This window comes from Legionella maceachernii (genome assembly GCF_900167045.1).
GTDB lineage: Bacteria > Pseudomonadota > Gammaproteobacteria > Legionellales > Legionellaceae > Tatlockia > Tatlockia maceachernii.
The window spans coordinates 1-21,544 of record NZ_FUXJ01000012.1; the positions used below are offsets into that span (position 1 = coordinate 1).

Below are 21,544 nucleotides of genomic sequence, written 5' to 3' on the forward strand. Positions count from 1 at the left end.
AAAGTACGCGGCCGCCTTTTTTAAGAATGCATTCTCTTCCGCAAGTCTTGCATTTTCGCGCTTTAAACGCGAAAGCTCTGCCTGTTGAAGTTTTTGATTTTCAAGTGTGTCGCCACCTCGTTTCCTCTGTGCTTTCCATGAATACAATAACGATTCGGCTAAACCAAGATCTTTGGCAACCTGAGGTATGCCCTCTTTATCTGCCCGCTCCATCACTTGATCTTTAAATTGAGGGCTGTATTTCTTTTTAACTCTTTTTAGCTCTGCTTTATTCTTGTTCATTTTCTCACCTCTGCTTTTGATTTTACTCTCTTAGCAGAGTGTCCGACAAATCAGGGCAGGATCAGATAACTATATCTTGGATCAGCCAATATTTTACAATCAGCTTCATAATCAGAAATGAAATCCAACAAGTTTTTAGGCAGTTTTTCTTTTTCTATTAACTCATCAATTTGGTTTTCACCAAAAGAAAAGAGTTGTAATGCAATTGGGGTAATTTTTTCAAGTCCATAGTCATTCCCAAATAACTCTTTCAATGTAAAATTATAATTTATACAGCATGCTTGGAATTTACCACTAAAAAATGTATCAATTTTTCTCGTCATTTGATGTTCAACCTCATGCCTAATTCCAATCAAGAATAATAAATTATTCTTTATAGCCTCATCTAGAGGGCACCCTTCATGATTTAAGCATTTTTCTAATTCCCAGTACCTATAGGCACCATGCTTAGTTTTAATAAAATATTTTCTCGAATTTTTATTCTTATAATATCGATATTCAATATTATTTTTCCTAAAATAAGCATGTAAAAGATATGTCCAGGCAATATTCATCAAAACTATGAACGACTCTGCTTTAAAAGTTATTAGAGGGTTATTATAAAGCTGAATTGCTGCCAATGCCGCTTCTTGTGATTTTTTTATTAGTTCATTTTTAATTGAAAAGACAGTCCTTTTCCTATTTGTAGTCATGATTCAATCCCTTTATTATTTCTCTTTATAGTTTAGCTATTAAATTCTTATCTGCGTCACTGCATAAAATGTGCAGTGACGCAGAAAACAACCTTTGATTTTGCATTGTAAAATCAATACATTACTTAATCCTGTCCTGACGCCAAACTGGCGTCAGGACAAAATTCTCATCTTCAAAATCTTGCGCAGCAAACACCTCTTTGATAATTTGAATTAAGCACAACTGATGAGCTGGCGCGACTCCAGCGAAACGTAATTCACGTCTTGTGCAAAGCCACTTTATTCCCTAACTCTGTGGCTGGACGTTCAGTCGGGAAACCCATCTAGGAATCTCTGCCATCCGGCAGGGCAACTCTCTCGGGAGTTTAAGTCAATTTATTCTCAATTTTGACCATGGACTTATGACAAAGCCCTTTTTTGTCGTTTTTTTTCATTACCAATACAAGGAGAAAAACAACCCTAAAAACTGTTGTAAATCGGCGAAATCGTTTGCCTTATAACGATTGTTTTGCCCCCTACTTCGAGCTTTACGGCGTTAGCCGGGTTTCATCTTTGTGTGAGCCGCTCGACCAACACTAAACCAGAGACAGGGCAAATGAATTTTCGGATTGGAGAAATGAGAAGATATTCCCTAAGACAAACAGCTAATCGGTACTTTCAGCTTGATAACCGAGGCAGCTATCAAGAAAAGAAAAAACGTGCATACGTCATCCACAAAATGATTGATGATTTATTTCGCATTGGTAATGTGCCTACATCATGGCAAGCCATAAAATCAGAGCATATTCAAATGCTAGTTGAACATTGGAAAAAGGACCGTGTTAAAGACTCAACCATTATGCGTTATATGACAATTATCAGAAATTATTTACAAGATATTGAGTGTCCGATACCCAATATAGATAACAAAACCTTACGCTTACGCAGAAAAAAATCAAAGCACCAACCACTAAGATGGCAACCCAATCTCTGGGAATTATTTTCCAATATGACACCTCGTATCATCATGGCCCTACAAACACAATTTGGCTTAACTTTTAGTGAAGCAATACAGGTTAAACCAGGAATTCACATTAAGGGACATAAACTATGGCTCACACGTGAAATCACTTTTAATTCAATGGACAGAATGATTCCCTTCAGAAATGAAATCCAAAAAAACATTTTGTGTGACTTAGAAAAACTAACCAATAGACAAAGCTTGATACAATTTTTTAGCTACAAACGAGTCAAACTCGACTGGAATCATGCATTAATCGAACAGGGGATACCAATAAAAAAGTCCTGGCGTTATCTGTACGCTAAACAGATGTACGAACAACTGCTACCAATTCTGGGCAATTACCAAACGTGTTTGATATTACATGATGAAATGGGAATAAAATCCCGCAACACACTATGGTCATATCTCCATGAGTAAATCGAAACTTAAAAGCGCATTATTTTCCATCAATGAATGCATCAAAGGTTTAGAAATATACTCCCATGCCAGCAAAGCTGACACGCGTCATATTCTAAATCGCTGTATCAAAGATCTACATGAACAAGGCTTTATGGTTGCACATGTTAAAGGACTAAAATCAAAACACATTCATGTGTTAGTTGAGCACTGGAAAAAACAGGGTAAAAACCCCGCTACTATCAAAAATTACATGTCTAAATTGAGGAGATTATCGATCTGGCTTAATAAACCTGAATTGGTAAAACCCAGCAATGACCATTATCAAATTGGTGAACGGAGTTACATACCGACACACAACAAAGCCATAACTAACATTGACTTCTCAAAATGCGAAGAACCAATGATACGACTAGCTCTCGAGGCTCAATACCTTTTTGGTTTACGTCGTGAGGAATCGATGAAACTAGTTATTAGTGAAGCTTGGCGAGGGGATCATTTAATATTGAAGCCTAGCTGGACAAAAGGCGGTGTTGGAAGATTCATGGATATCACCAACAACGAACAAAAAGAATGGCTAGAAAAGGCAGTTAAGCAAGTACCGCACGGTCTCTCTCTTATTCCCAAAGGTAAAACATACAAAGAGTATTTAAGGAAATATCAAACTGAAACAGAAAAGCTGGGACTAAAAAATTGCCACGGTTTACGTCATGCTTATGCTCAAAAGAGATATCATGAAATAACAAGCCAACTCTCACCGGATAAGCAGCCCTATATGTGCCCTATTGAAGGTGGGAAACGATCAAAATATTTGTCTAGCTCAGAAAAAGAGATAGATCGTGAGGCTCGTGGAATTATTAGTAGGGAGCTAGGACATTCTCGGTTATCCATAACGAAAAGTTATTGCGGCTAGAATGCTCTTTGTTCAGTTGAGATAATTTTTATTTATTTTTCAATAGTAGTTATTAAATCCACTGGACATAAGAACTTACTAGCTACAATAAATTTTATGTGCTGCAACACATAAATCGTACCTAGGATGCTAAAATTAGTAAAATGTAATAGTTTTTGTGAGCTATATGATAACTGAAATTATAATAACATTAATTTCTTCAGGATTTATAATATTTATATACAAAGAATTTAAAGCATGTTGGGAAAAAAAAGCAAGGCATGATTTAAAAATTTACAGGAAGGTAAATTCAATAATTAATGATAAATATATCCTTTCTATTATTAAGGAGACTCAAACAGGATATTTACCTAAAGATACTTATTGGAAAGTAGATACTTTGATTGAATTTATTCAACTTCCTAACAATCAATTTTTAAGTAAAAATCTGAATACTCTATTATCAGATTTAACTTATACTCTAGGAGATATTGCGCAGCTTTATTCAATGTGCGGAAAATGCCAACTTATTGGTGAACATTACAAATTGATTGCACATAAAAATGGGGATCCAAAAGAGTTTGAGTTACTAAATAAAAATAAAGAATATTCCAGTAATTTATTCCAAAAATACAATAATTTTCGCAATGCAATTAAGAAAAAATTCAAAATATAATCTTTGAAAATTCACGCTATCTGGCAAGATCATTTACGCTTCTCCATGTTTTATAATGTAACGGCATAGAAAAATCCAACGTTATTTAAGTACATTATAATCCGCATAAATTTCGCCCAAAATCGCTTTTATATCAGTACCTTTAATTGGCCAACATAAAGTCTTCCAAAACGCCCATCCTAAGGCTCGCATCCAAGTAGCATTATCCAATTGAACTGCATTTTTAAACACGCTGCGTTCTTCAGCGGAAAAAAGGTTCCACGCTATGGCCAAATCGCATGCAGGATCTCCTATAGCAAGTTGGCCAAAATCGATAAGCGCGTGGAATTTTCCATTTCGAACTAAAATATTTCCAACCGCTATGTCTCCGTGAACCCAAACAGGACTTAACTGCCATTCTGAAGAAATTGCTTGTTGCCATAATGATACGGCAAGGTTTTGTTCATGAGCATTGTTAATTTTAGGAATTGCAAGTTGCATTTCTTGATCATAGGCATTTAAAAAGCCGCCTCGATAAAAATTATGTGCGCCAGCAAAAGGCCCCTTTGTAGCATCTAAAGATTGGAATTCTTTTAAACATTTTCCCAAGGTTTCTGCAAAACCTTTCATATCATGAATATTCAGCCGGGAAGCAGGCTCACCCTCAATCCAGCGATTGATACTCCAATGCCACGGATATATTGAAGATGGTTTTCCAAGGGCAATCGGTTGTGTAATTTCAAATGAAAGCTGTTTGGAGAGCCAGGGCAACCATTTATATTCTTTCTCAATTTGTGGCTCATACTCCTTATCGCTAGGTAAACGAATCACCATTTCTTCGCCTAAGTGAAACGTTCGATTATCCCAACCACTTTGAGCAACTTGGTAAATTGGCAACGATTGCCATTGAGAGAATTGTTCAGCAATCAGTTTTTGGACCAAGAATGTATCAATTTTTATGTTATCCATAGCGCCTCTATTTAGATCTCAGTACAATGAGTTCAAAAATATTTATCAAAATAGGACATTCTAACTAAACCCTGATACCAATTGCATTATTTCAAATAGGTTCATTTAGTATCACTTGCGCAAAATGCTTGATTTCCTTAATTGGCCTGATAATCTGAGAAAAACACAACTGAAGAGTCAGCGCAATTCTGACGAAACCTATAGGTCTTGTGATTACGCCATCTTGTTCCCTAATTCCATGGCGGAGCGTTTAGCAGGGAAACCCTTCAGGAGATGTCTTTACGGCTTCACGCCCGAGGAGTGCTTGAAGCACATCATCATTAATAACCAAGTCAATTAACCGATGTTTCGGTGATCTTTTTTTGCATAACCCAATTGGGATTGATAGTCCCTTTGGGGCTAATCCTCCCCTATTTCAAGGAGCCTACTATGCAACGACAGGAACCAGCACAACTTGAGATCGAACATTTACTGTTTGAACTGGATTGTTGTGTCAATGATTTAAGTCGCCAACGACTGCAAATTAATTCCCATGACATTCAGCGAGCAGAATTAAGTTTGCACAAACTAGAAATCTTGATTTCCTTTGTCAAACTGTTTGATACCCAACGATTGCTTGTTGATTGAAACCAAGTCTTATCCGCATAACAGAAAAACCACCTGCCTATGCGGATGTTTTTCTGTTATGCGGGCTTTTATTTAATAACAGGAGAATATTATGACTGCATCTTTAAACCGCGTTCAATTAATCGGTAATCTCGGTGCCGATCCTAAGAGCATCATCGGAAAAAACGGACAATCTTTTGTAACGGCCACTTTGGCAACCAATGAGTCATTCAAACAGAATGATGAGTGGAAAACCAGAGTGGAATGGCATCAGTTGATACTATTTGGCAGACTGTCCAAAGTAGCTGAGTATTTGAAGAAAGGTTCGCAGATATATCTCGAAGGTAAATTGCGTTCTAATCAATGGACAGACAATGAAGGTAAAACAAGTCAGACCTTAAGCATTGTCGTCAACCATATTCAACTACTCAGCCAGCCCAAATCAGCTGATGAATCAAGCAACAAAACCGCAGAGCACCATATGGCGCAAATGCGTGAAATGTTGCAATCCGATTCAGAAGAAATCCCGTTTTAATCATACCACCCTATCACGGGAGCAAGCTCTCGTGTGGGACTGCTCCCCTTAGTATAAGGAGATAGTCCCATGGAAAATCCTTCGATTTACGTCGCCTGTTTAGCATCTTACAACAATGGCATCTTGCATGGTGCTTGGATTGATGCAACTCAGAGTGAAGATGAAATTATGGATGGAATTCTGGACATGCTGCATTGTAGCCCAGAATTAAACGCTGAAGAATTTGCCATTCATGATTATGAAGGATTCGGCGGCATCAATGTTGATGAGTATGACTCAATAGCTACCATCGTTGAATATGCTTCATTTATACAAAGACATGGAGAATTGGGTCTTGCCCTCCTCGACGATTTTTCGATAAATGACACTGAAAGCATGATGGAGGATCATTATCATGGTTGTTATGATTCTGAGGTTGATTTTGCTCGGGAATTATTTGATGAATGCTACGCCCATCAAATACCGGATAATTTAATCTATTACTTTGATTATGAGGCTTTTGCCCGTGATCTTCTTATAGATAATTATTATTCAGTAAATGTTGATGGAAAAGCTCATATTTTTTCAACTATATAAGTCTCTTTTGAGGCTTATATAGCTGTTTCTTTAATCATGCCCTGTTTGTCATTTTATTTCTTCTATTGGTCAATCCATATATTATAAAAAGGCATTTTATAGACCCTTGCTTTCACCATTCATATTTGAAACAATCTATTCGCATTTTAATGCAATCTTCAGGGCGGGGTGAAATTCCCCACCGGTGGTAAGCAATTTGCAAGCCCACGAGCGCTCTTTTGAAAAAAGAGGTCAGCAGATTTGGTGAAACTCCAAAGCCGACGGTATAGTCCGGATGAAAGAAGATATACGTTCATATTTTGTCTTTACTCATGACATCACGCTGTGATCGTTATCTATCGCCCTATGTCCAATAAAATAATAACTAAGGATGTAGGTATGTCGCAATTAACAGTATTTGGTAAAACTTATCGAGATCGAGTCGATGCAGCTTGCTCAGCGATTGCTGCAGGAAAAGGTATCATTTTGGTTGATGATGAAGATAGGGAGAATGAAGGTGATCTCATTTTTTCTGCCGAAAAAGTCTCTACCTCCAATATTAATCAAATGATCCAAGATTGTAGCGGCATTATTTGTTTATGCTTAACCAAACAAAAAGCAGATTCCTTATCTCTAACCCCAATGGTCAAACATAATTCAAGTCGGTATCAAACCGCTTTTACTACCTCCATCGAAGCAAAACACGGAGTGACAACTGGGGTTTCTGCACAAGATAGGTGGCAAACAATTCACGTAGCTATTCAAGAGAATGCAACTCCATTTGATCTAACTCAACCTGGCCACATTTTCCCTTTGATTGCCTGTGATAATGGAGTTTTAGAACGGAGAGGTCATACAGAAGGTAGTATTGATATGATGCGTTTAGCTGGATTAAATCACAGCGCTGTTTTATGTGAATTAATGAACACGGACGGTACAATGAAAAAACTAACGCAGCTTATTCAATATGCAATTGACCATCAACTAACGATTCTGTCTATAGAGGATATCTACCAATATCGAATGCAATTTTGTAGATAAATTTCTATGTCATATTGCTAAACTTGAATGGCCAGTTTGCAGTTATGAGTTACTTTTGAAATTAACCCAAGCGATTGCACTGAGCCATTCACTTAACTATTTGAAACTATTAATTAAGTTTTAATCATTATATCTATTTTTCAACCTATTATTCTGAGTTTTCCGCAAGCCGGGGTGGCTTCCCACTAGGTACTAATTAGATTAATCTCGAAAATTATTTGATCCGGCTTTATTTGCAAATTTTCGGCACCAATTAACTCAAAATATTCAATGTTCACCGTCTCATTGCTACTAAAATCTGCAAACATGAAGTGACTCGAAGGAGGAAGATTTAATTTTGAAATATCCAAATTAATAGAAATATCATTTTCTTTATGGATTACTCTTGTTTCACCCAAATTGAAATTTTGGATATAGGCTCCCTGATTGCTGCTATTAGGATCGCTATAAATCAAAACTTGTGGAATACTGAGTGGTAATTCTTCTAAGGTTACAAGACAATCAACATGTACTTTTTTTACTGAGGCGCCGGATAGAATAAAGTTCTCACCTGCTAAATCTACCTGATAATGAATTTTCTTCCCTAGCTTTTCACGTAAAGTTAAACCGCTGTTATCTTTAATGTTAAAATGAGTTGTTAATAGATTATGGAGATAAGGATGTTTTTTCAGTTCATTCATTACGGTTAATTTAGTTAACGTCTTTAAATCATGGCTATCAAAAAACAAATCCAATTTAAAATCAATAAATCTCCAGTAAAACAATGAAAATTTTATGGGCTTACACCATGTAATAATTTCATGGCTAGATAATTCATCAACTTTTCTTAAATTAATGCCAAATTGTTTTGCTTTGGCAATTGCCCCCTTTGTAAACCCAGACGATGAAACAGCAATGATTGCTTGAGCCCTGAGACTTACTTGTCTTCCAATAAGTTCTTCTATCCATTTGACACCTTGTGGAGATTTATGCAAACGACATTCAATTAGCGTTTTGAGGTCGTCTTTTCTTACTAGAACATCAATTTGGCGTTGCTGAGAAGGATTATCGGGATCAGCAATTCTTTCATTCCATGTGACTTCAGCTTTATCCCCTTCAAGAAGGGTAATAATTTGAGACACCATTATTTCGAAATTTTCAGCGTCAGAATGTTCATTGTTTTTTTTCATACAGGACACCTCAGCAAATAAGCACTAGGCAATATAGCCTGTAAGACACTTAATTTAAATAAGCTATTTATGAGTTTACGGTAAGTTTGTGTGCATTACACAATGTTGCCGCAGCACAAAACTATATTATTGATTCAGCTCTAATCATTAAATCTTTTTTTCAACCTTTTTACACAGGTTAGGAAAAAATTTTTTTAAAATACTCTATCGTATTGCCGGAGCTAGCACTTATTTGAAGTAAAAAAGCATTTTTATCACCCCACCACAGAGCATCATGTGGTCCATAGTCATTGTTGATGCTAGCGATGTATATATTGCTTGAAATTAGATTATTAGGTGAGCGTAGAACTGTTAAATGAAATTTACTATATCCACTAAATGAATTTATTATAGGCAATCTAGAAAGCGCTGGTTGCTTTATTGGAAAAGAATTTTTATTGAAAATCCGAAACCATGCAATTTGATTTTTCTTTCCATTCTGCGGAAACATCACCAATTGGACTTCTTCCACCTGGTCTTTGTCACCATAAATAATCTGACTATCAACCACAAAATCTAAGTTTAGACGATTAAAATATTCTATATTTTGCTCAGGCCTGCTTCCACTAATGATATTGTGCAACGGCCATCTTATATTCCATAAACTCGAAGGGGGTCTATATTCGTCCATATTAATGCAAGCATTTTCTCTACAATTGCTATAACGAGACCAATAAGACAGTTCAAAAAAATTACTTTTTAAAATTTTCATCGATGATGGAATGGGAGAAAATAATTTACAAAGCTCTATGAACTCTTCGTCTTTCAAATTACCCTCTAGCAAACGAAGCTCAACATTTGTTCCATAAGACAGAAAAGTTAACGCTTTTGATTTTGAATAATCGTAACCGAGCCAACAAATAGTCTCCTCATTAACAACATGAGGTTTCATTTCCCAAACCCAATGATCGTACAAAGCAGCATGGTCTAATATTGATAAAGGTCCAAAATCATACAGAAACTGTTTGCACCTTAAGAGAGCCCCTTTATATTTCACAAAGAAATAATAAGAAGAAAAATGTGCGGAACACCAAGCAGACCATTTTTTAAATTGATAACGGCTAGGTTGTTCATTGTAAGGAGCATCTTCTTGCCTGAGGATAAAATTATTTACAATCGCCTCATCAGTATTAGGCACTAAAATAACAAAATTTACTTTTTCTTGGGCTTGTGCGGGAGATATTTCGTGCACTAAATTCATTCTGAATTCCAAATGTATCAGTATTGCAAATGGTTTATGTTTTGGTTGGACAAACCCAATTAAAAGGAGGGGCTGGCTTTTTCAGTCTCTTTCTCTTCCTGTATTCTGTCGTTGCTCATAAAGAAACCGGTTATCGAAGCTCTTACATGATTCCCCGCAGCATTTTCTACTTTTTTTATACAATGCAAAATATCATTTCTAAAAATGACTAACCTATTAGGTTTTGGAACAATATAGTAGCCAATTCCATCTCCAATATATTTATTTAACGCATTACTATTGAGGTGAAACCCAACTTTTTTCTTCTTATCATTCATTAAAGTCACTTCAGGGTATTCAAAATCCTGCTGGAATACAGGATTAATTAATAGTTCAGCTCCCCAATTCATATCCCACGTAGGATGGCAGTAATAAACGTAAGCACCTGAGATTTTATACTTACCGTCAGTATGCCAAGAGAGCCCTGAGCCTCTTGGATAAAGATAAGGTCTAGCATAGAAAAAATCCCAATCCCTATTTTTGATACCTATTAAATGAGAAAACTCGGCTGAGTTGGCAATTAGTTCTTTTATAAATAGATCAATTGTTGTGGCTGTAGGATAAACCTGCTCTGTAGTGCACGGTTCTGGCCTAGGATGTGAAATAGTGACATTGCCCCATAAAGGAGCTCCATCCTCGAGACTAAAAGCATTTATCCATCTAGAGGAATGAACAAACTTGAATTTTTCAGTTTGAATAAAATTCCAAATTTTTTCAAAAGATAATGGTTCTAAGAAATCATCAATTACTGCAAAAACATCATTGTTTGAAATTAATTTCATGTCAATAGCAAAATATTTCGAAAGATACTTCCTTAGCTACCATGGCATATACTCATCTTTATCTTCATCAGTATCAATTTTATTAAAAAACAAACTTTTCATAACTTCTCCCTGTTACACCCTCACCTTTATTGGCGGCTTCGAATTATAAATTTATTATTTAATTTTGCAATTAATTTGATACTTAATCGAGAAATTCATACGCGAAAAATGACTTTTCAAAATTACGGAATAATTAAAGAAAATAGATTATTAACAATACATGTAATCCAAAATATAAGTTAAAATCCTTATTGCTATCAGATACCTAAGTAAAGACAGTATCCTCATTTAACTCGATCTAAAGAAACAAATTGTGTTCAATTCTCACAAAATTTGGCGAGAAATTCCTAAGTTTTGTGCGTGTTCTTCGCCTCGTGAATCACCAAAAGAAACCTCCTAGGGTGAGTTTCCTACTAGCTATGATTCCCAGGATCCATTAAGATGGACTTTAACTCTTGATCCACATAATTTCTCTTTGATTGATTATAATCGAAATTTATAATGGAATATATTAATCCAATATTGTCGTTTTTTAATCACCCATTCTTTTCAATTATAGGAGGGGTAACCGTTCTATTTGCTGTGTTAGCCTTTTTCTATAAAATTTGTTGCTGGTTTTTAAGTATTGCACCTGTAGTACTTCGATTTGGAAATGCCCTATGGAGAAGAGATATTGCAATTTTTAGCTCTAATGATGGGTATACAAGCTTAAAACAAACACTTAAAGATTCGGGAATATTTAAAGAGAGCAATATTGAACAAATACCGAACGATAACATTGAAAGGTGTAAAAATAAAACAATATTTCTTGTAGATTGGGATTCATGGGGAGATAAGATAGAACAGGTTTTTAATGCCCGTAGAGATCACCAAACAGCCGTCGTTATATATGCAAAACCAGCCAGCATTTCATCTGAAAAAATGAATGATATTGGTAATCGACCTAATACTGTTGTTGTTAATTTTCGTGGTCGGTTATTAAATGATATTTTAACTTCTCTCCTTACCACTAGTTATGACCTCTGAACAATACTTAAACCTAATCATTACTAAATACAATCCACGAAATTTACTCAATTCTTCACAAGAATTAATAAGATTAAAAACTATACTCAAAATTTGGGCAAATTCCTGTTATCTGGATATTATAGAATCGGGATCACGAGCCAAGGGAACAGCAATATCTATAGCCTCAGATGTAGATTATGTTGTTTCATTAACAAGCAATTGTAATGAAAGTGATGGGGGATTAAAAAGTATATATGATTCATTGTTTAAACGACTTAGTGCAGAATATCCTGTGGTAAGAAAGCAAAATGTATCTTGCAGAATTAATTTGAATAACCTACAAGTAGATGTAACACCAGCTAAAAAGCATAATGGAAATACTAATTACCATTGGATATATCGTTCAGAATCCAATCAATATCACCAAACCAATATGCAACAGCATATTAACGACATTTTAACATCAGGAAGAATACAAGAAATAAAAATTGTTAAAATTTGGCGTGAGCTCAATAAATTAGATATACCCTCAATTTATCTGGAATATTTGATCATAAAAAATATATTGCTTAACAAACCCAAAGACCCGAATAAATTAGGATCAAATGCATTTCATATTTTTACAGAATTAGCAAAAGATACAAATAATCCATTATTTTCGAGAGTTGTCGACCCGGCCAATTCAAATAATATTTTATCTGACCTAATAACTCAAAATGAAAAATTTAATATAATTAAAGTCGCAAAAATTGCAGCTCAAAAACAATATTGGGATCAAATAGTCTGGTAGGGACCTGATTACTATTTCGTTTCAAGAAATTTATAATTTTCCCCTTCGGGAGATCGTCGTATTTGAGTACGACTTCGTACGACACAGTAGGCCATTTGTAGTAAAAACCCGCGACATAATTTATAATAAAATCAATAGGTTAAAATTGATAAAGATGACTCATAATCCGTTGGTCCTAGGTTCAAGTCCTAGTGGGCCCACCAATTTAAGCAGTAAAATCAATAAGTTAAAATTCACTTTTCTAACCCACCAAAATCCACTGTGGGGATTTAGTGGGGCACGATTATTGAAAATCTGGAAGCGGTCTAAACGGCTTCAGGGAAGTACTTGCCGGACGTGCTACAAATAATACGGGGTCTTTCCCATTTCCGGGGGCATCTTTAATCAGCCACAGAGCGCCCTAACACGCGTTCTATAATTTTCAAAGTTTTTAAAAAAAATGTAGTAGTTCAAACTTGATCTGACAGCCACTGGTTCAAAAGATCAATAACTGTTTTTATATTATCCGGTAAACCAAGCAACATAACTCGATCATTACCTAAAACACGTAAATGCGCAGCCCAAAGAAGCTGCATACGCTCCAGCTCATCGGATTGAAATTGAACTGGGATAGAAAATACTGTACCCCTATTTTGAAATGTGCGGTCAATATTATCTTTTAAGCGAGCTTTATCAAGAAGCCCATCTGCTCGACAAAGTAATAGCAAATCATGATAATCTTTCATGCGGCTGTTGGCTGCACCACGAGAAATGAGGGTTTCCAGTTTTTCGGCAAAAATAGTTTCCACTGGATATACTTCCAGCGAAATAGAATCGTTAAACAATGGTATTGTTTTGTAGCTAAAAGATGGCCAATCTAACAAAACTGGCTCAACCACATCCCCGACACCAATGTCCACAAAAAATTTATCGCTCATCACCCCAAATTGAACGGCAATCCCTATTTGAAACCCAGGATAATTCATATGTTGGTGATCTAAATCATCAAGATTAATGAATTGCATCTGAAACCCATCATCCAGATTGAGTAAACAGATTTCTTGCATGATTAATTCTACATTGGATTTTTCTGCATTTAGCCGTCTAGCTAATAGATCAATATCAATGGTTTCTCTGCCAATAGTCAGATAATAGGATAATAGCAAACCGCCTTTGAATATGAATTTATCAGAATATTCAGAACGAGAAAGTCTAGCTAAAAATCGCTCTAAAACTAATAGCTTCCAGACTTCATTAAAACTCTTATCTTTTTCTTTGCCAATATGTTTTAAGCGTGCTTTTAAGGCTTGTTCATTCATGTTGTCACCGTCAAAATATAAGGCTCAAGATTAATTCCAAATTGTCTCGCATACTGCTGAAGTTTTTTAATATCCAATTTTTTTGTCGCTCTACCACTCACAGCTGCTTTAAGCGCTTTAATAGCAATTTCTTTACTAAGATAGCGAAAAGCGTCTATTATCGTTCTTTCTCTGTCAAAAATGACAACAGTTTCCCGCCCTATTGGGTATAGTGTTTTACCTGTTTCTATATCTCGCATTCTAACAATACGGGTATGATGTCGTTTTGGTGCCGTAGTAGAATGAGGAACGGCTATCCAATGCTCTCGTGGCATTTCATCCGTCAACTCATACAGAGCCAAAGCGGAGACTAGACAGACCACACCTTGGGGGATACTTTTGGCAATGATAATCAGATCTTCCCATTGAAAATCCGCATCAATAGAGGATTCTACACCTCGATAAACACCGTGACCGATACGTTCAATCCTATTAGTTTTTACATAATAGCTGAGCCGGCTGGGATGGATACCTGCTTCACGTGCCTCTGCGGCGTGAAAGACTGGTCTTGCAAACAGATCTTTCAATGTCATTTCATTATTTAGTTTCATACCCACAATTTTAATATCAAAACCCAGAATCGTCAAATGGGTTTCAATATTAAACAGCTCCGCAAAAAACCATTGTGGGGAATTTGCGTATTTGGGTACGACACTGTTATACATCGTAGGACATTTGCAGTGGTTTCCTGCGATAATAATTACAATAAAATCAATTGGTTATTTTTGCATGGCGGGGCTCATAATCCGTTGGTCCTAGGTTCAAGTCCTAGTGGGCCCACCAATAAAATCAAGTAGTTACGAACAGTTAAGTTCGAAAATTAAACAAAACAATCACTCCGACTTACATATTGATGAGTATTGCATAGTAGTTTGACTTTCCGACTTGTACTACAATAATTATTAATATTTAAAATTAGGTACTGTGATGGCAGAGCAAATTCCTATAAATCCATCTGTTTTAAAATGGGCTAGAGAAAAAGCAGGATATACGCTTGAAGAAGAATGCAAAAAAAACTCTAAGCATGAGGAATGGGAAAATGGGGTAAGTTATCCAACTTATAGCCAATTAGAAAAGTTATCTGTACATTATAATCGACCATTAGCAATTTTCTTTTTTCCTTCCCCCCCAGAAGAAAGAGATTTAGAAAAATCCTTTCGCGCTTTATCTCAAGAGGATATTTATACACTTTCTCCACATATTCGATATTTATTTAGAAAAGCAACAGCGTTTCAAATTTACCTGAAAGAGCTATTTCAAAGTGAATATGAAAAGCAGAAAGAAAAAGTGAGCTGGCTCAATTTTAAATCAACTAACTCAACGTATGATTTAGCCCAAAAGGTTAGATTTATTTTGGGTGTTACCATTGAAGAGCAAGTGAAATGGAAAAACTCAGAACAAGCATTAGAGGAATGGAGAAATGTTTTAGCAGAACATGGAGTCTATGTTTTTAAAGAGGCCTTTAAAAATAATAAAATATCAGGCTTTTGTATTTATGACCAAATGTTTCCAATTATTTTTCTTAATAGCTCCATGTCCAAAAATAGACAAATTTTCACCCTATTTCATGAAATTGCTCACTTAATTTACAAAGAAAATTATCTAGATGTCTTTGCTGGAGAATTCTGGGGTCTTGAATTTTCTGACCCCGCAAATATTGAAGTTAAATGTAACTCATTTGCAGCAAACTTTCTTATTCCAAATGATAGTTTTATTACTCAAGTGAAAAACAAGACTTTTACTGATAATGACTTACTAGGGCTTGCTGAGCATTATAAAGTAAGTAAAGATGTTATTTGGAGAAAATTACTCTCGTTACAATTTATTAATAAAGAAGAATATAAATCTAAAATAAAATCCTGGAAAGATGATAATACTGTAAGTAATTCGAAAGAATCTAGCGGCCATTATTATTACACACAATTATCGTATTTAGGGAAAAGTTATTTTTCAAAAATTCTGGAAAATTATCATCAAGGAGTAATAAGTATTGAAAAAGCTGCTGACTACGCAAATGTAAAGCCTAAGTCATTTATTTCAATGGAAGAATATTACTTAGCAAAGGTATAATAAATTGTATATTTTTGATACGTCTTCATTCAGTTTACTTTTTAAATACTACCCTAGTACATTTCCTAGTTTATGGAATAAATTTAACGAATTAATAAAAAGTCAAACGGTTTCTTCCGTTATCGAAGTATTCAAAGAGCTCCAAGGGATGCATAAAAATGAAGCAGCAATAGCTTGGACGAACAACAATAAAGACATTTTTCATAAGCCAACGGGTGAAGAAGCCAATTTTATAATGCAGTTATTTAAAGAAAAAAATGGACACTTTCAAGGAATGATAGAAAAAACCAAACAATTAAAAGGCGGATTATGTGCAGATCCATTCCTTATCGCAAAAGCAAAAATTAATAACCTTACTGTTATTACTGAAGAAAGAAATAAACCTCATAGCACTAAAATTCCAGCTATATGTGAATACTACTCTATTCCTTGTAAAAATTTAGAACAATTCATGATTGAAGAAAATTGGATGTTTTAGCGTAGGGGGGCAGGCCTAGTGTATAGCTACGGGTAATGGGGTCGCGCCTTGCCTTTTGCCTTATCTGTTATATTATAAAAAGGCAAGATCCGACCCTATACAACGTGATAAATCTTTTATACATTTATTTCTTCCCTTTTAAACCCACGCTCCCACAATGAGTTACTGTAATACGCTCATTATATAACCAGCAAGCGTAGCCCGGATGCAGGCGCAGCCGTAATCCGGGATATTGGGCTTCGAACATCCCGGATTTCGTTTCACTTCATCCGGGCTACGCTTGCTTAGCTCTTTCGCACAGCAAATCTTTGAAAAAATGTGCGCAGAAAAATGCTCATTGAATGCGATAGTCAGTAGAAAAGAAAAGCATCGACCCGATGCAACCCACTATGTTTTATGCAATTACACCTACTTGCATTTAGCCATCGAAAAAGGCCAAGAGCAACTAGCAGTCAATCTAATCCACGCAGGTGCTGATATCCATCTTAATGCCACAATTGAAAAAACCAAAGACGGCTTTATGAGCTTATTTTCCCCCATAAGCTATCAAGAAAAAACAGCGCTTGAAATGGCTGTTGAATACAAGCGCCCACAAGTCATTCGTGTTTTGCAACTCGCTTTGCTTGATGAATACATTGAGCAACGGGAACAAGAGGAGGAATACCTAAGCCAGTTTAAGCTTTTTGGCTGCCTTATCCTAGCCTTAGGCTGTATTTCCTTATTTGGGATTATCTTAGGGCTTGGCTACAGTAAGACGACTAAATTAGAAAAGGCCCGTGAATTTCGTGAGATGCTCCTGAACGATGATGTCGATGAAGCGTCTTTTAAGAGAATTCACCAGGACGCTCTTGCAGAGGGTCGATTAGGCGAAATAGTGAAGCTATCTACGCATTACCTTAATGATAATGTCCCAATACCACAGTCTCATTTTTCACCTTCGACATTTTAATTGTTTTAATCAGGTTTGTTAGATTACAAGGGGTTAGAAAAATGTTTTGAAAAACTTCCCACTGATTTACAACATTTACTGAAAAAATCTGAGGGTAAAACAGAAGTTGATTTATCCAATTATAGCTTCCAGTGGTTATCGAATGGCGGCACGTAAACGTCGTTCAAAAGTATGTTTTAAATCATGCACCCGTATATGGGCAAGCCTGATTGTGTGCGTTTGCGCTATGCATATTACGACTCCCTCTAATACGAACTTGTTAATCTAATTTACTGATCGATTAATTGTTGACACCTTCTTCATAAAGCCATAGTATTGGCAAAATTATAATCTTTATGGTTATGTTATGGCTAAAAATACCCTCTACAATTTTCTCGATCTGTGTGTTTATAAAAACAAAAAACTTCACATGGGTAATAATGTTTATCTGATAAAAACACAGGACAAGACCAATTCTCCTTATTTCCGCTTTGATTTACCCATCGAAAAGCACATTGCTTTTAGTCTAAATGATCGGGAATTAACTATTTCCAAACATCATATTAGTATTTATCAGGACGAAAACTCGGAAAACCCCTCGCTAAGTCAATTTCATTATTCTGCCTATTTCCTGGATCAAAATAACCAAGAGTACGTATTACATGTATTTTTTAACGATCATAACCAGTTAACTCAGTTACCCGTACTTTCCTTAATAACTGGGGATGATAAAAAAATTAATTTAGAAGTCGATGAGTATTTATCCGACCAATTTATTACTTTAGCCAGGGAAAAAGTTGATCCAATTATTGCTGAAGTCCAGCGAAGAAAGAGTGAAAAAATTAGACAATTACAAATTCAATACGAGAAAGATGAGCAGCAAGCATCAGAATTATCAAAGGATTTAAGAAGCAATAGACCGGAGTATGAGGTTGTGGTTCAACGGATGATAAAAACGCTAAACGATTTAAATCAATTATTCAAACATGATTCTTACAATAAGATTGCTAAATGGCTTAGGTTACTGATTAAACCCCAGCTACCCCCGATTAAGCAGACAGAAAAACAAGCCACTAAAACAAATTTTAAAAAACCGGAATTACCAGAAGAAAACACTAAATCACCGTCGCGATCCGAGAAAAAACCGTTTAAATCCAGTAGCAAAAAATCCTCTTCCGATTCCAATATTGAAGCCATTTTAAGAAAATCGATTGAAAAATTTAATATTCTAGAAAAAGATAATACAAGAGCGGTTAGTGAAATTAGCGACCTATGTACTGAAGTCAATTCACTTTTACTCTTAAGTGAGAGCGGTACAGAGCTTCCTAAAGGCTTTATTACTAAAGTTAATAATTTACAATTGCAAATCAACCGTAGAGGTACGGCGTTACTATATAGTCTAATAGAACACAGAAACTTTGAATTAGCAAAAACACTTACTCCTTTCCATTATAATTTGGATGAGAAATTGCTGATTCAGGCTCTAGAACAAGCGGATGAGCACTTACTGGAATTTTTATTGTCTTGCGGAGAATATACTCTCGATAATCAACCCCTAAGAATAGAGGGGCAAACTTATAAATCGGCAGTGCACTACTGTTTTAATACCTGTCAAAAACAATCAATGGCGCCTTGCTTATCTACTTTGATTCGCCATGGGGCTTCCCTTCTGGGGAAAGGAGCAAATGGGTTACCGCTAGCTCATACTCTTCTATCAACGCCCAACCATCCATTACTCCCAGCCTTAGAAGCGAATAAACCTTCAACATTGCAATCCAGATATTTTTATGTCCAGTTAGCCAATTTAATACAAAATTTTCTAATGGCAGGTGGAATGGATGACCAAAGAAGGAAAATGCTGACGAAAGCTATGGAATCATATCGTGAGACTGCAGGCTCATTCCTTTTATCACGAGATCTTGATAAAGGACGAGGAAACAAATTGCGTCAAACTGTTGATCAATTTAAAGAAGAAGCTAAACAAAAATGTTCTGAAAATGTGATCAATCAGTTAGAACAAGAATTAGATTCGGTCCTTTCCAACGAACTCCGAGGCCATGGAAGTATGAGTCGTATGCGAAGGGCTAATCAAATCTTTCAAGCAGCCGCAAAGTTCATGCAGGAAGACAAAATTGATACGTGGAATGGCCAGGCAGCAGATTTAAGGAAACTCCTTGGCATGTAATTAAAAACTTTGATGATATTGAGGAGCTACCAAAAGATCTGGACCAATGGCTTCACTATTATAATAATGAACGCACACATCAAGGAAAAATTTATAAACTAAATTGACCTGACAGACACTTCTTGAAAAACCGGCAACTGTCAGATCAAGTTGGAACTACTACAATTTAATCTATAATCTTTGCTTTGTTATATTAACCAAAAATAAATTAATTGAGTCAATTAGGCATAGAATTTTCGACGGTACAAATAGCACTAGATCAAGGTTAATAGAAGCATTTATTTTGGAGTGATCATATATACTGCCGATTTCACTCCAAACGATCACCTTTTTTACTCAACTCGATCAAGCTACGTCAATTCGGAGCACAGCCGGATTTTACCCATGGCTTGGGCTTTGTCGAGGCATTTCTTTTTTCAACTACTCACTTAAAATTCACAACTCAAACCAAATGCTAATCGGGCCAATGCCAGGAAGGAATTTCCAAAATCGATTGACCATGCACTTTTGTTTGTCCGCATTGTTTATGTAACTCAACTAAATGACACGTCGAATATTTTTTTAAAATATCAATGAGCGAACGTGCATGAGAAACAACCCAAACTTGTGTTTTTTCTGATGCATGTAAAATCAGTTTAGCTAAAGCAGGTATTAAATCAGGATGTAAACTGGTTTCTGGCTCATTGAGAATCATGAGTTTCGGTGGTCTTGGAGTTAATAATGCTGCAGTCAATAATAAATAACGTAAAGTTCCATCTGATAATTCTGAACAAGTTAATGGTCGCAATAATCCTTGTTGAGCAAGCCCTACTGAAAGATATCCGCCGTCTTGCCGAGTAATAATTAATTTTGTCCCTGGAAATGCTTCACTAATCGCTTTATCAAGTGCTTCACTATCACCTATTTCTTTAATAGTCTGTAGTGATGCAGCTACATCATCTCCATCGTTGCTTAAAACAGGTGTACGAGTACCGATTTGTGTTTTTCGCGCTGGAGCTTCTCTATCGCAACGAAAATGATCATAAAACCTCCAGTTACAAATAGAGTCTCGCATGTATACAATTTCTGGGGTCTCTTTTATATTGCCAATTTGAGAAAAAAGACTCTCAAAAACATTTAGATGCTGATCCACGACTTCCCACGTTCGTGAGGAACGGACTTTTACTAAAGAACCAACCCTATCAACAAGCAAATTCGCAGGCCTAAAACAAGGACCGGTCCAAATACATTCTCGTTTAATTTCTGGATCCAATGAAAATGCTGAGCTCGATGGTGTAGGTAAACCAAGTGAAATAGCATAGCTTAATTCTGGCGTTGAAAAACCAAGGCGCATTCGCACTGCTTTTTTACGTACACTACCTTCAATTTCAGCTGTACCCTTTAACATGTTTTTAGAAATTGTCTCGGGTCCAGCCCAAAGAGTCGAGTTTAATCCTCCTTCCTGAGCTAATGCTTTGATAACTCCACCGGTTGCTGTTTGTGAGAGGAGACGAAGCGCTCGATAAATATTGGATTTACCACTTCCATTAGGTCCTGTAATCACGTTAAGTTGACCCAATGGTAATTTTAAATCCAATACGGAACGATAATTGTTTATTGATATTACTGAAATCATTCCGTGAGGCTCAATAAGTAAAAATACAAAGAATTACCATACTGCTGATACACCTTATTTCTAAAAAAACAATTATGCTCCGATACTGCCACAATGAAAATACCTAATTATCGTAGCGTCTGTCTGAAATTCAGCCCTGTTTCTCTAGTTAAGTACATTATCTTAACGGGGGTGTACAGATCTATTACGTCATCCTAATTGCTATTAATTAAATATCCTATTCGAACTTATCCAA

Annotated in this window: 22 protein-coding genes and 1 riboswitch; of the genes, 13 read left to right on the forward strand and 9 right to left on the reverse strand. The window is 35.9% G+C overall.

Going from position 1 to position 21,544, the window contains the following annotated elements; genetic code table 11:
* The coding region (locus B5D33_RS10810) for a transposase (RefSeq protein WP_139364752.1) at positions 1-282 on the reverse strand (282 nt) is incomplete at its 3' end.
* 50 nt (positions 283-332) lie between these two features.
* The gene (locus tag B5D33_RS10815; RefSeq protein WP_234802494.1) at positions 333-974 is read right to left on the reverse strand and encodes a DUF3644 domain-containing protein; all 642 of its coding nucleotides are present in this window, start codon (positions 972-974) and stop codon (positions 333-335) included.
* Between the two features lie 616 nt (positions 975-1,590).
* On the opposite strand from B5D33_RS10815, the gene B5D33_RS10825 reads away from it, so the two are divergent.
* From B5D33_RS10825 to B5D33_RS10835, 3 genes are all read left to right on the forward strand, one after another.
* Positions 1,591-2,394 carry a phage integrase N-terminal domain-containing protein gene (locus B5D33_RS10825; RefSeq protein WP_058452808.1) on the forward strand — a complete coding sequence of 268 codons (804 nt, stop codon included), beginning with the start codon at positions 1,591-1,593 and terminating at the stop codon, positions 2,392-2,394.
* Positions 2,387-3,286, forward strand: coding sequence for a phage integrase N-terminal domain-containing protein (locus B5D33_RS10830; RefSeq protein ID WP_058452807.1), 900 nt, complete (start codon positions 2,387-2,389; stop codon positions 3,284-3,286). The genes B5D33_RS10825 and B5D33_RS10830 overlap by 8 nt, the downstream gene beginning before the upstream one ends.
* A 166-nt stretch (positions 3,287-3,452) precedes the next feature.
* The gene (locus tag B5D33_RS10835; RefSeq protein ID WP_058452806.1) at positions 3,453-3,941 is read left to right on the forward strand and encodes a hypothetical protein; all 489 of its coding nucleotides are present in this window, start codon (positions 3,453-3,455) and stop codon (positions 3,939-3,941) included.
* An 81-nt stretch (positions 3,942-4,022) separates the two neighbouring features.
* On the opposite strand, the gene B5D33_RS10840 is transcribed toward B5D33_RS10835, so the two are convergent.
* Positions 4,023-4,889 carry an aminoglycoside phosphotransferase family protein gene (locus tag B5D33_RS10840; RefSeq protein WP_058452805.1) on the reverse strand — a complete coding sequence of 289 codons (867 nt, stop codon included), beginning with the start codon at positions 4,887-4,889 and terminating at the stop codon, positions 4,023-4,025.
* 429 nt (positions 4,890-5,318) lie between these two features.
* Between B5D33_RS10840 and B5D33_RS10845 the strand changes: the two genes are divergently transcribed.
* From B5D33_RS10845 to ribB, 4 genes are all read left to right on the forward strand, one after another.
* Positions 5,319-5,516 (forward strand): hypothetical protein, encoded by a 198-nt coding sequence (locus tag B5D33_RS10845; RefSeq protein ID WP_058452804.1) that lies wholly within the window; start codon positions 5,319-5,321, stop codon positions 5,514-5,516.
* A 91-nt stretch (positions 5,517-5,607) separates the two neighbouring features.
* Positions 5,608-6,030, forward strand: a complete 423-nt coding sequence (locus B5D33_RS10850; protein WP_058452803.1) for a single-stranded DNA-binding protein — start codon at positions 5,608-5,610, stop codon at positions 6,028-6,030.
* A gap of 69 nt (positions 6,031-6,099) precedes the next feature.
* Entirely contained in the window at positions 6,100-6,606 is a 507-nt protein-coding gene (locus B5D33_RS10855; protein ID WP_058452802.1) for an antirestriction protein ArdA, read from the forward strand.
* 150 nt (positions 6,607-6,756) lie between these two features.
* A riboswitch (FMN riboswitch) is annotated at positions 6,757-6,896 on the forward strand.
* Positions 6,897-6,984: 88 nt separating this feature from the next.
* Entirely contained in the window at positions 6,985-7,626 is a 642-nt protein-coding gene (ribB, locus tag B5D33_RS10860; RefSeq protein ID WP_058452801.1) for a 3,4-dihydroxy-2-butanone-4-phosphate synthase, read from the forward strand.
* Positions 7,627-7,811: 185 nt separating this feature from the next.
* On the opposite strand, the gene B5D33_RS10865 is transcribed toward ribB, so the two are convergent.
* From B5D33_RS10865 to B5D33_RS10875, 3 genes are all read right to left on the reverse strand, one after another.
* Complete coding sequence (locus B5D33_RS10865) at positions 7,812-8,795, reverse strand: restriction endonuclease (RefSeq protein WP_058452800.1); 984 nt, start codon at positions 8,793-8,795, stop codon at positions 7,812-7,814.
* Between the two features lie 178 nt (positions 8,796-8,973).
* Positions 8,974-10,035, reverse strand: a complete 1,062-nt coding sequence (locus tag B5D33_RS10870) for a hypothetical protein (RefSeq protein WP_058452799.1) — start codon at positions 10,033-10,035, stop codon at positions 8,974-8,976.
* 59 nt (positions 10,036-10,094) lie between these two features.
* On the reverse strand, positions 10,095-10,856 hold the full coding sequence (locus tag B5D33_RS10875; protein ID WP_058452798.1) for a 2OG-Fe(II) oxygenase: 762 nt from the start codon (positions 10,854-10,856) through the stop codon (positions 10,095-10,097).
* 543 nt (positions 10,857-11,399) lie between these two features.
* On the opposite strand from B5D33_RS10875, the gene B5D33_RS10880 reads away from it, so the two are divergent.
* Positions 11,400-11,924, forward strand: a complete 525-nt coding sequence (locus B5D33_RS10880; RefSeq protein WP_078767422.1) for a hypothetical protein — start codon at positions 11,400-11,402, stop codon at positions 11,922-11,924.
* Positions 11,914-12,696, forward strand: coding sequence for an SMODS domain-containing nucleotidyltransferase (locus tag B5D33_RS10885; protein WP_058452796.1), 783 nt, complete (start codon positions 11,914-11,916; stop codon positions 12,694-12,696). Before B5D33_RS10880 ends, B5D33_RS10885 begins: the two co-directional genes overlap by 11 nt.
* A gap of 449 nt (positions 12,697-13,145) precedes the next feature.
* On the opposite strand, the gene B5D33_RS10890 is transcribed toward B5D33_RS10885, so the two are convergent.
* Both B5D33_RS10890 and B5D33_RS10895 read right to left on the reverse strand, forming a co-directional pair.
* Positions 13,146-13,994 (reverse strand): nucleotidyl transferase AbiEii/AbiGii toxin family protein, encoded by an 849-nt coding sequence (locus B5D33_RS10890; protein ID WP_058452795.1) that lies wholly within the window; start codon positions 13,992-13,994, stop codon positions 13,146-13,148.
* Positions 13,991-14,698 carry a type IV toxin-antitoxin system AbiEi family antitoxin domain-containing protein gene (locus B5D33_RS10895; RefSeq protein WP_234802496.1) on the reverse strand — a complete coding sequence of 236 codons (708 nt, stop codon included), beginning with the start codon at positions 14,696-14,698 and terminating at the stop codon, positions 13,991-13,993. The genes B5D33_RS10890 and B5D33_RS10895 overlap by 4 nt, the downstream gene beginning before the upstream one ends.
* 262 nt (positions 14,699-14,960) lie before the next feature.
* Between B5D33_RS10895 and B5D33_RS10900 the strand changes: the two genes are divergently transcribed.
* The 4 genes from B5D33_RS10900 (at position 14,961) to B5D33_RS10915 (ending at position 19,694) form a co-directional block, all read left to right on the forward strand.
* Positions 14,961-16,103: an ImmA/IrrE family metallo-endopeptidase gene (locus tag B5D33_RS10900; protein WP_058452794.1), complete on the forward strand. Its 1,143-nt coding sequence runs from the start codon at positions 14,961-14,963 to the stop codon at positions 16,101-16,103.
* A 4-nt stretch (positions 16,104-16,107) separates the two neighbouring features.
* Complete coding sequence (locus B5D33_RS10905; RefSeq protein ID WP_065240023.1) at positions 16,108-16,581, forward strand: PIN domain-containing protein; 474 nt, start codon at positions 16,108-16,110, stop codon at positions 16,579-16,581.
* A 316-nt stretch (positions 16,582-16,897) separates the two neighbouring features.
* Positions 16,898-17,530 carry a hypothetical protein gene (locus B5D33_RS10910; protein WP_133140997.1) on the forward strand — a complete coding sequence of 211 codons (633 nt, stop codon included), beginning with the start codon at positions 16,898-16,900 and terminating at the stop codon, positions 17,528-17,530.
* Positions 17,531-17,876: 346 nt separating this feature from the next.
* Positions 17,877-19,694 carry a hypothetical protein gene (locus B5D33_RS10915; RefSeq protein ID WP_058452223.1) on the forward strand — a complete coding sequence of 606 codons (1,818 nt, stop codon included), beginning with the start codon at positions 17,877-17,879 and terminating at the stop codon, positions 19,692-19,694.
* Positions 19,695-20,148: 454 nt separating this feature from the next.
* On the opposite strand, the gene B5D33_RS10920 is transcribed toward B5D33_RS10915, so the two are convergent.
* Positions 20,149-21,309 (reverse strand): AAA family ATPase, encoded by a 1,161-nt coding sequence (locus B5D33_RS10920; RefSeq protein WP_058452222.1) that lies wholly within the window; start codon positions 21,307-21,309, stop codon positions 20,149-20,151.
* Positions 21,310-21,544: the final 235 nt, after the last annotated feature.